We start from the raw sequence: 10,365 nt of genomic DNA on the forward strand, positions 1-10,365 counted from the left end.
ACACACTACGCGACGGGCACCCCGCGCCCGCTCTGCTCGGACTCGGGCCCGAACAGGCGACGGTCAGACGGCCGCCTTCTTGAGCCTGCGCCGCTCGCGTTCGGACAGCCCACCCCAGATCCCGAAGCGCTCGTCGTTGGCCAGCGCGTATTCCAGGCACTCGTCGCGCACCTCGCACGCGAGGCAGACCTTCTTGGCCTCTCGCGTCGAGCCGCCCTTCTCCGGGAAGAAGGACTCGGGGTCGGTCTGCGCGCACAGCGCGCGTTCCTGCCAACCGAGCTCCTCCTCCTCGGTCTCGCCCTCGGCGACCAGTAGCTGGAACAGCTCGCCCATCGCGTGCCTCCTCGACCCGTTTTTGCGTCCCCGTGATTAAGCCGTTACCGGTAACGGTTCACGACGTGTGTGAAATTACAAGCGCGTCGTTGCTGCGACGTCAAGCCGGGCTCTGCTATTAGAGCGGGGATTCACTCCCCGGGACCACAGCAATCCGGATTGACCACATAAATGGACAGATCCGGACACACTGTTGTGTCACGCGATCGCCTCGACGTTCCGGGCGGGGAGCGTACCGGCGGGGTGCGACGACATTCGATGCCAACCCGTGATGACCTCTGCAATGGACTACGCCTCACACGGTCCGCACAGTTCCCCGGACGAGCCGGAAAACCGCGATGATGACCGAGGTCACATACCCGGGTCACCCGAAAATGGGCCTCCCCGTGGCCGGGAGGCTTCAATCTCTTCCCAGGATTCCTCACCCGAATCGGGCAGCGCTCGGCCGATTCGGGTGAGCTCGGCGCCCGGCGGAGTGGTGGCGAGTTGACAGGGACACCCCCCAGACGATGTGCTTTTCCCATGTCCGCACGCTGCAGCCGGTACCGGAGTCGTCCTGTCGACGTCCGTCGGGTGTTCAGCGCGCTGTGTCCGCCGTGCGACCACGTGTACAGCTGTTGTCCGAGCTGTATCGCCTGAGAACGCCTTTTCGGTCGTTCTCCGCGTTGGCGGCGGCACTCTTTTCCCCTTTTATCGGCACGGCCGTCCCCCATGGCCGGATGTCCGTTCGGGTTGCTGTCGACCGCTCGCGTGCTCGCTTTCGATCCGCCGCGTTCGCCTGATCCGCCGCGCCAGAGAAATAGCGCAGACATCCCGAAGGACTCCCCTATGTCCAGCGACATCACCGTCGCCGGCGACCCGCTCGCCGCCCCCGCCGTGCTCGCCCTGCCCGTCGCCCCGCCCGTCCGCCCCGCCGTCGCCCGACTCGCCGCGCTCGCCCGCCGGCACGCCGACCTGGTCGCGGCCGAGCTCGACCAGGTCCGCTACGACCCGATCTCCCGCTGGTACAAGCGGCTCGCCGCGACCGAGGACATGGAGGTCTGGCTGCTGAGCTGGCTGCCCGGTCAGGGCACCGGCCTGCACGACCACGGCGGCTCGTCCGGCGTGTTCACCGTGGTCTCCGGCGAGCTGCACGAGCGTTCCCTGGTGGTCACCCCGCTGCGCCGGGCCGGCGCCCGCGAACGGGTGCTCACCACCGGCTCGACCCGCGTGTTCGGGCCGACCTATGTACACGAGGTGACCAACATGGGCACCGAGCCCGCGATCAGCGTGCACGTGTACACGCCGCGCCTGGACTCGATGAACCTGTACGACGCCGGCGAGGACATCGCGCGGCCGAGCTTCGAGCCGCTGCGCCGGGTGGGCGTCGAGCGTTCGGGGGACCAGTGGTGAGCGCCGTCGACCGACTCCTCGAGCAGGCCCGGGCCCGGCTGGCGCGGGTGACCCCCGAGCAGGCGCATGCCGCCTTCCACGACGGCGCGGTGCTGGTGGACACCCGTCCCGACTTCCAGCGCGACGTCGACGGCGCGATCCCCGGCGCGCTGATCATCGAGCGCAACCATCTGGAGTGGCGCCTGGATCCCGAGGGTTCGGCGCGGGTACCCGAGGCCACCGGCTACGACCTGCGGGTGGTCGTGTTGTGCGACGAGGGCTACGCGTCCAGTTTCGCGGCGGCGTCGCTGGTGGACCTGGGGCTGTCCGAGGCGACCGACCTGATCGGCGGCTTCCAGGCGTGGAAGGCCGCGGGCCTGCCGGTGGTGCCGTCGGCGGGCCGCGCTCGCCGATAGAGCGCCATGCCGAGCACGAGCAGGAGCGCCACGCCGTAGCCGAGTTGATGGGTGGCCCGGATCTGACCCGGGGTCGGTTCCAGGCCCCAGGTGAGGTAGAGGGCGTACCCCGCCGGGCCGAGCGCGAGCCACTCCCAGCGGCGCCCGTCCAGCGCCACCAGCGCGACCACGAGCAGCGCGTACCAGGGGTAGGCCGGGGTCAGCACGAACAACATGCCGCCGGTCAGGGTGAGCGCGCCGTGCCACGGGCGATCCGGGTCGGCACGGGCCGCCACGAGCGCGGCCAGGACGATCAGCACGACGACGGCCGCGTACGGGGTGAGGGCGATCGGCAGCACCAGGCCGAGCAGACCGAAACGCGCGCCGTCGTCGTAGCGCTCCTCCTCGAGGTAGCCGGGCAGGTAGCCGAGCACGGCGGGGCCGGCCGCGAGCACGTGCGGCAGGTAGACCAGCACGACGGTGAGCCCGGCCGCGCCGAGCAGTCGTACCGGGGCCCGGCGTACGCCGCCGGCCAGCGCGGTGGCGGGGAACATCTTGGTCGCGACGGCGCCGCCGAGCAGCACGCCGCCCAGAATCGGCCGGCGGCCGGCGATCGCGGCCAGGCCGAGCACCATGAGCAGCACGCCGAGCACGTCCACGTGCGCGTTGTTGCCGCACTCCAGCGCGACCATCGGACACCACGCCCACCACACCGCGTGTCTGGGGTCGCGGCCGAACCGGCGCAGCACCAGCAGCAGCGCGACGCTCACCAGCATCGACAGCAACGCGGCGGCGCCCTGGACGGGTTCGGGCCGGCCGGGCAAGGTCGCGACGTGCACGAGCCAGTAGTACGCCTCGGCCACGGGCGGATAGATGGTGTGCACCTCGGGCCGGTTGATCCGGGTGCACGAGCCGTCCGGCAGCGGGTGCTTGAACCACCCCGAGCACTCGCCGCGCGGGAACAGCCAGTCGTCGCGGAAGCCGGCCACCTCGGGATCCGCCGGCGCGTGCGCGTACGGCGAGCGGCCGGCGGCCTGGACCCGCCCGTCGAAGGCGTAGCGGTAGGCGTCGTCGCTGGTTCGCGGCGGGGCGCCGGCGGCCAGGACGGGCAGCGCGATCGCGCCGGCCAGGATCAGCACCACCGCGCGGCGCACCGGGAGTCGGTGGACGAGGAGGGCGCCGAGCGCGAACAGCGCCCAGGCGGCGCCGTACACGACGTACACGCCGACGCTGCCGGGGTGGGTCCACGGGCCGTGCACGGCGAGGCCGACGGCGCCGGTCAGGCCCAGGCCGGCGCCGACGGCGGCGATCGTGGTCGCGGTGCCGGTACCGGGGGCGGGGGTGCTTGTGGTGGCGGTATGCGTGGTGGCGTTGCTCGATGCCATGCGGCGAGTGTGTCGGCGGCGGGGGCGTTTTCGGGGCGTCCCGGGCCGGGCGTCAGCACTCCGTAAGGCGGTCGCGGTAGGGGTAGGGCGGTCGGGGTCTCCAGGGTCTCCGGGTCTCCGGGGTCGGCACTCCGTAAGGCGGTCGGAGTCTCCTCGGTCGGGCGTCAGCACTCCGTAAGGCGGTCAATGGGGGCCGGCGGGGGGATTTCGGCGTTGGCTGGGGGGATGAAGCTCGACATCCGCTTGCCGGATCCACCCACCGCGTTGCGGCGTGGTCCGTTCCGGGCCGGCGCGTTCCGCGGCGCGCTGCACGATCCGCGTACGGCCGTCCTGGTCGGCCGGTTGCTCGGTCTGGCCTTCCTGATCTGCTTCCTGACCGGTCTGTTCAGCCATCTGCTCCAGCATCAGCCGTACTGGCTCGCGCTGCCGTCCCGGCCGGTGTGGGGGTACTGGGTCACCCAGGGGCTGCACGTGGCGACCGGGATCGCGGCCGTGCCGCTGCTGCTGGTGAAGCTGTGGGTGGTCTATCCGCGACTGTTCGCCTGGCCGCCGGCGAAGTCGGTGGGGCACGCGCTGGAGCGGTTGTCCATCGCGGTGCTGATGATGGCGGCGATCTTCGAACTCGTCACCGGGCTGCTGAACATCGTGCAGTGGTATCCGTGGCCGTTCGCGTTCGTACCGGCGCACTACTGGATCGCGTGGGTGGCGGCCGGGGCGATCACGCTGCATGTCGCGGTGAAGCTGCCGCTGATCCTCGCCCACTGGCGGCGTGCCCGGAGCGGGCCGGCCGACCCCGAAGGGCCCTCGCGACGCGGCCTGTTGACCGTGCTCGGCGCCGGGGTGGGCGTGGTCACGCTCGCCACGGTGGGGCAGACGGTGACTCCGCTGGGGCGGGTGTCGGTGCTGGCCCCGCGACGGGCGGACATCGGCCCGCAAGGCCTGCCGGTGAACCGTACGGCGGCCGCGGCGGGCGTGTTCACCGCGGTCCGCGATCCCGCGTGGCGCCTGGAGGTGGTCGGCCCGCGGCCGTTCGCGCTGACCCGGGCCGAACTGTTGGCGATGGCGCAGCACGAGGCGACGTTGCCGATCACCTGTGTCGAGGGGTGGAGCGCGTCGGCGCACTGGTCCGGGGTGCGGATTCGGGACCTGATGGCCCGCGCGGGTGCGCCGGCCGGGGCCCGGCTGCGGGTGTTCTCGCACGAGCGGTTCAGCCCGTACTCGGTGATGGACATGCCGGACGAATACGCCCGCGACTCGTCGACCCTGCTGGCGCTGATGCTCAACGGCGCGCCGCTGGCCGAGGACCACGGGTATCCGGCGCGGATCATCGCGCCGAACCGGCCGGGCGTGCTCCAGACGAAGTGGGTCGCCCGCGTGGAGGTGCTGGGATGAGTACGGCGATGGAGCCCGAGGCGGTCGTGCCGCGAACCGGGCGGGTGGTGGGCGCCGTTCGGCTCGTGCTGGGCGCCGCCGGGGTGGCCGGCATCGGGTGGGGCGTGGCCGGCGCCTGGGACGACCCGTTCCTGACCGAGCGGGCGGGACTCGCGAAGTGGTTGATCGCCGGAGTGCTGCTGCACGACGGGGTGTTCGCCGTCGTGGTCTTCACCGTCGGCGCGCTGGTGATGCGGTTCGGGCGGGTGCCGGCCGCGTGGGTACGACGGACCGTGCTGGGCGGCCTGGCGGTGGGTGCCGTGGGCACGCTGATCGCGCTGCCGGCGCTGCTGCGGCCACTGCCGACGCAGAACCCGTCGGTGCTTCCGCTGAACTACGGACGCGGGCTGGCGATCGTGTGGGCGGGGGTGGTGGTGGGGACCGTGGCGGTGGTGGCTTTTCGCCGAGTGCGGGGGCGGGGGCGGGTGCGCGGCGGGGGCAAGGGCCCGGGCGCGGATGAGGGGCGGTGATGGGGCGGGCGGCGCGGGTTCGGGCCTGGGCCGTCGCCGGCTCGGGATCGGTCGGCGACGGCTCAGGCGCGCTGCAGGGTGGCGAAGGCGCGGCCCGGGTGAGTCCAGGTGTCGGTCACGGTGAAGTGGTGTGTCGGGGCGAGGCGGCTCAGCGCCGGGGTGCCCACGCGGGCCCAGCGGAAGGCGCCGCCGTGGGCGCCGCGGCCGTCTTCGACCCGGGCGGCGAAGCGTTCGTACACGTCCTGTGGATCGGTCTCCACCACGAGCAGGCCGCCGGGGGCGAGCAGGCCGTGTATGCGGTCGAGCAGCCCACCCGGGTCGCCGCCGATGCCGATGTTGCCGTCGGCGAGGAGGGCGACCGCCCAACGGCCCTCGCCGGGCAGCGGGTCGAACACCGACCGGCACAGCGCGGTGGCCCCGGCGGTCCGGGCCCGCGCGACGGCGATCGGCACCGGGTCGACACCGAGCGCGGTCACGCCTCGACGGCTCAGCGCCGCGGCCAGTCGGCCCGGGCCGCAGCCGACGTCCAGGGTGGGACCGGTACAGCGGGCGAGCATGGTGTCGTCGGCGGTGTCCGGTTCGGCGCACCAGCGCGCCAGTTCGAGGCGTTGCCGACGATGGCCGTGCCGGCGGACGTACACGGCTCCGCCGTCGCGCAGGGCGAGCGCGTACGGGTCGGTGGTCCCGGCGTCCGTCCCGAGGCGGGCCGGAGCATCCGCCCGGATGTCGGACCGCGCGTTCGCCGGGTCGGCCGCGCGGTCGGGCTCGCGGACCAGGGTCATGCGTACACCTCGCCGCCGAGCAGTGCACGGGCCACGCCGGCGCAGTGGGTGCCGGGGATGTCGCGGGTGACGGCGGCCAGGTCGGCGGCCGTGTCGATGTCGGTCAGGGTGGGCAGGTCGCGCACGGTCAGTCCGGCGGCGAGCAGCCGGGCCCGCTGGACCGCGCCGGTTCGCGGCACCGACATCGGTACGCCGGGAAACACCGACGGGTCCGGTACACGCAGCCCGATCGCCCAGAATCCGCCGTCGGTCGCCGGGCCGAACCACGCGTCGGCGGCCGACCAGTCCACGGTCAGCAGTTCGGGGGTGACCTGCGGGGTGTCCATGCCGATCAGCAGGGACGGCCCGATACAGCCGGCGAACGCGGCGGCCAGGCGCAGGTCGAGGCCCCCGGATCCTTGCGGCACCACCTCGATGCCGGCCGGCAGCCACGGCCCCGGTTCGCCGGCGAGCACCAGGACCCGGCGCCGCGCGGGCGTCGCGAGCACCGCCGCCAGCGTGTCGGTGAGCGCGGCCTCGGCCACCGCCGCGGCCTGGTCCGGGGTCATCGGCGGGGTCAGCCGGGTCTTGACCCGGCCCGGCAGCGGCGCCTTGGCGATCACCAGGAGCGTACTCACGCGGGCCGCCCGGCACGGGCGAGGACGGCGCTCATGTCCCGGACCGCGGTGACCGTACCCCGTACCGTGCCGGTCACCTTGGAGCGGCCCGAGCGCGGCAGGTAGCGCACGTTCGTCTCGGCGATCCGCCAGCCGGCGTCGGCGGCGCGGACCACGGTCTCCAGCGGGTAGCCGGAGCGGCGGTCCGAGACCTCCAGCGCGAGCAGGTCCGCGCGCCGGGCGGCCCGCATCGGGCCGAGGTCGTGCAGCCGCGCTCCGGTACGTCGGCGCAGGCGGCGGGCCAGGAGCGCGTTGGCCAGGCGCGCGTGCGGCGGCCAGGCGGTCAAGGTCTGCGGGCGGCGGCGGCCGAGGACCAGGTCGGCCTCGCCGGCGAGTACGGGTCCGGCGACCGAGGGCAGTTCGTCCGGGTCCAGCGACGCGTCGCAGTCGCAGAAGCACACGATCGGCGCGGTCGCCGCGAGCAGGCCCGCGTGGCAGGCCGCGCCGAAGCCGCGGCGTTCCTCGACCACCACGCCCGCGCCGAGCGAGCGGGCCAGCGCGGCCGAGCCGTCGCGCGAGCCGTTGTCCACGACGATGGGGCGGTATCCGGCCGGCATCCGGGCAAGCACCCACGGGAGCGCGTCGGCCTCGTCGAGGCACGGCAACACGACGTCCACGAGATGCTCGGCGGGATGCGCCGAGGAGGCTTCCGTCTGCTGGGCGGGATGCGCCGGAGAGGCTTCCGTGTGCTCGGCGGGATGCGCCGGAGAGGCTTCCATGCGGGTCACGCTAAGTACGCGTCGGCCGCATACCCAGGCTTGACGTGCTTACGGAGTGCTGACGTCGCCGCGATACGGCCGTGTGGGTTACGGGCCTCTTACGGATCGGCCGCCCGCCGGAATCGTCCACTTCGCGCACCTACACTCGCCGGCATGAAGGTGCTCGTGGTCGACGACGATCCGACCGTGGCCGAAGTCGTCGTCGGCTATCTCGAACGTGCGGGGTTCGACACGGCGCACGCCGCCGACGGACCGACCGCGCTCGAACTGGCAGCCACCGAAATGCCCGATCTGGTGGTCCTGGACCTGATGCTGCCCGGCATGGACGGGCTGGACGTCTGCCGACGGCTGCGCGAGCGCGGCCCGGTGCCGGTGGTGATGCTGACCGCGCTGGGCGACGAGGGCGATCGGGTGCTCGGCCTGGAGGTCGGCGCGGACGACTACGTCACCAAGCCGTTCAGCCCGCGCGAACTCGTACTGCGGGTGCGGTCCGTGCTGCGCCGGGTCGCGGGTCCCGGCGCGCCGCCCATGGCGCCCTCGGTGCTGCGGCACGCGGACATCGAGGTGGATGTCGGCGCTCACCGGGTGCTGCGCGCTGGCCACGAACTCTCGCTCACGGCACGCGAGTTCGATCTGCTGTGCTTCTTCCTCGGCAGCCCGGGCCGGGCCTTCACCCGGGAGGAGCTGATGCGTCGGGTCTGGGGCTGGGAGTTCGGCGACCAGTCCACGGTGACGGTGCACGTGCGGCGGCTGCGGGAGAAGATCGAGGACGACCCGGCCGCGCCCCGGCTCCTGGTGACCGTGTGGGGCGTGGGCTACCGGCTGGAGGTCGACCCCGGATGCCCGTGAAGGATTTCGCGCTGATCTGCCTGATCGCCGCGGGCAGCGGGCTCGGCGTCACCCTGCTGGGCCTGCTCGGCCTGCGGGCGCTGCGCAATCGTTCGCTCTCGGTCGCGCTGGCCGCGATGTCGGTGGTGACGATAGCCGGCATGGCCGCGGGTACGGTCGGGGTCTCCCAGGCGATGTTGCTCTCCTCGCACGACCTGACCGTGGTGATGGTGGTCTGCGCGGTCTCGGCGGTGCTCGCGATCGGCGTGGCGATGCTGCTCGGCCGCCCGGTGGTGGCCGACGTCCGCGCACTGCGCGGCTCCGCGCGGGCCTTGGGCGGTGGCGTGCCGGGGCCTTCGCGGCGGGTCTCGGCGGTAGTCGAACTCGCGGAGTTGGGACGGGAGTTGGAGCGAGCCGGCGTACAACTGGCCGAGTCCCGGGAGCGCGAACGAGCGGTCGAGCACGCGCGGCGCGAACTGATCGCGTGGATCTCGCACGACCTGCGCACGCCGCTCGCGGGCCTGCGCGCGATGGCCGAGGCGCTGGAGGACGACCTGCCCGAGGATCCGGCGCGCTATCACCGCCGGATCAGGATCGAGGTGGATCGGCTCAGCGGCATGGTGGACGACCTGTTCGAGCTGTCCCGGATCCAGGCGGGCGCACTGAAGCTGACCCTGGCCCGGGTCTCGCTCTACGACCTGGTGGCGGACGCGATGGCCGGCACCGAGGAGTTGGCCCGGTCCTGCTCGGTACGGCTGGCCGGCGAGGACATCGACGCGGTACCGGTCCGGGTGGACGGCCGCGAGATGTCCCGGGCGATCACGAACCTGCTGGTCAACGCGATCCGGCACACCCCTTCGGACGGCACGGTCGCGGTCGGGGTACGCACCGCCGAGGGCGAGGTCGTGGTCTCGGTCACCGACGCGTGCGGCGGCATCCCCGAGGAGGACCTCCCCCGAGTCTTCGACACCGGCTGGCGAGGCATCCACGCGCGAACCCCCTCCCCGGGCGGCGGCGCGGGATTGGGCCTGGCCATCGTCAGAGGCATCGTCGAGGCCCACGCGGGACGAGTGGGAGTGGCCAACACGGGTGGCGGGTGCCGCTTCGAGGTGCGGCTGCCGGTGGGGTAGGGGTGGGGTGGCGGTGGGATAGGAGTGGGGTGGCGTGAGGGATGGGCTGCGGGGATGGGCCGGGGGGCGGGGCTGCGGGGGACGGGGCTGCGGGGGAAGGTCGCTGAGGGATGGGCCGCGGGGGGCGGCGGGGCGGGGCGCCCGGATCGCGGGAGCGGATCGAGTTGGCGGGGCGTGGGTGGTGGGCCGATGCACCTGTGTCGTCGACGCGGGGGCAAGGCGCCGGGGTCGCAGGGGTGACGGATCGACGCACGCGTGTCGCCACCACGGGCAGGCGACGCACCGGGGTCGCGGGAGTGGTGGGTCGAGTCGGCGGGGGCGCGGGGTGCGGGGTGCGGGGTGACCCACCTGTGTCGTTGCCGCAGGGAGGCGATGCGCCTGGGTCGCGGCGGCGGCGTGCTGAGTTGGCGGGGGTGCGGGGTGGCGGGTCGACCCACGTGTGTCGTTGCCGTGGGGAGGCGATGCGCCTGGGTCGTGAGGGCGCGGGGTCGCGGGGCGCGGGCGCGGGGGCGCGGGGGCGGCGGGTTAGGGCACCAGAGTCGCCACCGCACGCAATGGACGCACCGGGGTCGCGGGGCGGCGGGTCGTGTCGGAAATCGCAGGGGGGCGGGTCGAGTTGACGGGAGCGCGGGGGTGCGGGTCGACCCACCTGTGTCGTTGCCGCTGGGAGGCGATGTGCCTGGGTCGTGAGGGCGCGGGGGCGGCGGGGTGGGGCACCAGGGTCGCCATCGCAGGCGATGGACGCGCCTGGGTCGCGGGGGTTGCGGGCTGAGTTGGCGGGGGTGCGGGGTGCGGGTCGACCTATCTGTGTCGTTGCTGTGGGGAGGTGGGGTGTCTGGGTCGTGGGGGTGGCGAGAGGGGGTGG

Annotated in this window: 10 protein-coding genes and 1 pseudogene; 6 read left to right on the forward strand and 5 right to left on the reverse strand. The window is 73.4% G+C overall.

Features of this window, described 5'->3' with window-relative positions:
• Positions 1-63: 63 nt before the first annotated feature.
• Positions 64-333, reverse strand: a complete 270-nt coding sequence (locus ACWCPW_RS48785; RefSeq protein WP_449768105.1) for a WhiB family transcriptional regulator — start codon at positions 331-333, stop codon at positions 64-66.
• A gap of 828 nt (positions 334-1,161) precedes the next feature.
• Between ACWCPW_RS48785 and ACWCPW_RS48790 the strand changes: the two genes are divergently transcribed.
• Entirely contained in the window at positions 1,162-1,725 is a 564-nt protein-coding gene (locus ACWCPW_RS48790; protein ID WP_449768106.1) for a cysteine dioxygenase, read from the forward strand.
• Positions 1,722-2,120: a rhodanese-like domain-containing protein gene (locus ACWCPW_RS48795; protein WP_449768107.1), complete on the forward strand. Its 399-nt coding sequence runs from the start codon at positions 1,722-1,724 to the stop codon at positions 2,118-2,120. The genes ACWCPW_RS48790 and ACWCPW_RS48795 overlap by 4 nt, the downstream gene beginning before the upstream one ends.
• 212 nt (positions 2,121-2,332) lie before the next feature.
• Here ACWCPW_RS48795 and ACWCPW_RS48800 read toward each other — a convergent pair.
• Positions 2,333-3,484 (reverse strand): annotated as a pseudogene (locus ACWCPW_RS48800) (hypothetical protein); the annotation flags it as partial.
• A 225-nt stretch (positions 3,485-3,709) separates the two neighbouring features.
• Between ACWCPW_RS48800 and ACWCPW_RS48805 the strand changes: the two are divergent.
• Positions 3,710-4,876: a molybdopterin-dependent oxidoreductase gene (locus ACWCPW_RS48805; RefSeq protein WP_449768108.1), complete on the forward strand. Its 1,167-nt coding sequence runs from the start codon at positions 3,710-3,712 to the stop codon at positions 4,874-4,876.
• Positions 4,873-5,385 carry a hypothetical protein gene (locus ACWCPW_RS48810; RefSeq protein ID WP_449768109.1) on the forward strand — a complete coding sequence of 171 codons (513 nt, stop codon included), beginning with the start codon at positions 4,873-4,875 and terminating at the stop codon, positions 5,383-5,385. The genes ACWCPW_RS48805 and ACWCPW_RS48810 overlap by 4 nt, the downstream gene beginning before the upstream one ends.
• Positions 5,386-5,447: 62 nt before the next feature.
• Here the strand turns inward: ACWCPW_RS48810 and ACWCPW_RS48815 are convergent, their stop codons facing one another.
• The 3 genes from ACWCPW_RS48815 to ACWCPW_RS48825 are packed head-to-tail and all read right to left on the reverse strand — an operon-like array spanning position 5,448 to position 7,440.
• Positions 5,448-6,167, reverse strand: coding sequence for a class I SAM-dependent methyltransferase (locus tag ACWCPW_RS48815; protein WP_449768110.1), 720 nt, complete (start codon positions 6,165-6,167; stop codon positions 5,448-5,450).
• Complete coding sequence (locus tag ACWCPW_RS48820; RefSeq protein WP_449768111.1) at positions 6,164-6,784, reverse strand: TIGR04282 family arsenosugar biosynthesis glycosyltransferase; 621 nt, start codon at positions 6,782-6,784, stop codon at positions 6,164-6,166. Before ACWCPW_RS48820 ends, ACWCPW_RS48815 begins: the two co-directional genes overlap by 4 nt.
• A complete protein-coding gene (locus ACWCPW_RS48825; protein WP_449768113.1) occupies positions 6,781-7,440 on the reverse strand; it encodes a glycosyltransferase family 2 protein in 660 nt (219 codons plus the stop codon). Before ACWCPW_RS48825 ends, ACWCPW_RS48820 begins: the two co-directional genes overlap by 4 nt.
• Before the next feature lie 255 nt (positions 7,441-7,695).
• Between ACWCPW_RS48825 and ACWCPW_RS48830 the strand changes: the two genes are divergently transcribed.
• Both ACWCPW_RS48830 and ACWCPW_RS48835 read left to right on the forward strand, forming a co-directional pair.
• A complete protein-coding gene (locus ACWCPW_RS48830; protein WP_449768112.1) occupies positions 7,696-8,391 on the forward strand; it encodes a response regulator in 696 nt (231 codons plus the stop codon).
• Entirely contained in the window at positions 8,388-9,500 is a 1,113-nt protein-coding gene (locus ACWCPW_RS48835) for a sensor histidine kinase (RefSeq protein WP_449768114.1), read from the forward strand. Before ACWCPW_RS48830 ends, ACWCPW_RS48835 begins: the two co-directional genes overlap by 4 nt.
• Positions 9,501-10,365 lie beyond the last annotated feature (865 nt).

It is taken from the genome of Embleya sp. NPDC001921 (assembly GCF_053594475.1).

What these genes read in the sequence shown, in the direction of transcription:
- ACWCPW_RS48785 (WP_449768105.1), bottom strand. Translation starts at nt 333, where the DNA reads ATGGGCGAGCTGTTCCAGCTACTGGTCGCCGAGGGCGAGACCGAGGAG.
- ACWCPW_RS48790 (WP_449768106.1), top strand. Translation starts at nt 1,162, where the DNA reads ATGTCCAGCGACATCACCGTCGCCGGCGACCCGCTCGCCGCCCCCGCC.
- ACWCPW_RS48805 (WP_449768108.1), top strand. Translation starts at nt 3,710, where the DNA reads ATGAAGCTCGACATCCGCTTGCCGGATCCACCCACCGCGTTGCGGCGT.
- ACWCPW_RS48810 (WP_449768109.1), top strand. Translation starts at nt 4,873, where the DNA reads ATGAGTACGGCGATGGAGCCCGAGGCGGTCGTGCCGCGAACCGGGCGG.
- ACWCPW_RS48815 (WP_449768110.1), bottom strand. Translation starts at nt 6,167, where the DNA reads ATGACCCTGGTCCGCGAGCCCGACCGCGCGGCCGACCCGGCGAACGCG.
- ACWCPW_RS48830 (WP_449768112.1), top strand. Translation starts at nt 7,696, where the DNA reads ATGAAGGTGCTCGTGGTCGACGACGATCCGACCGTGGCCGAAGTCGTC.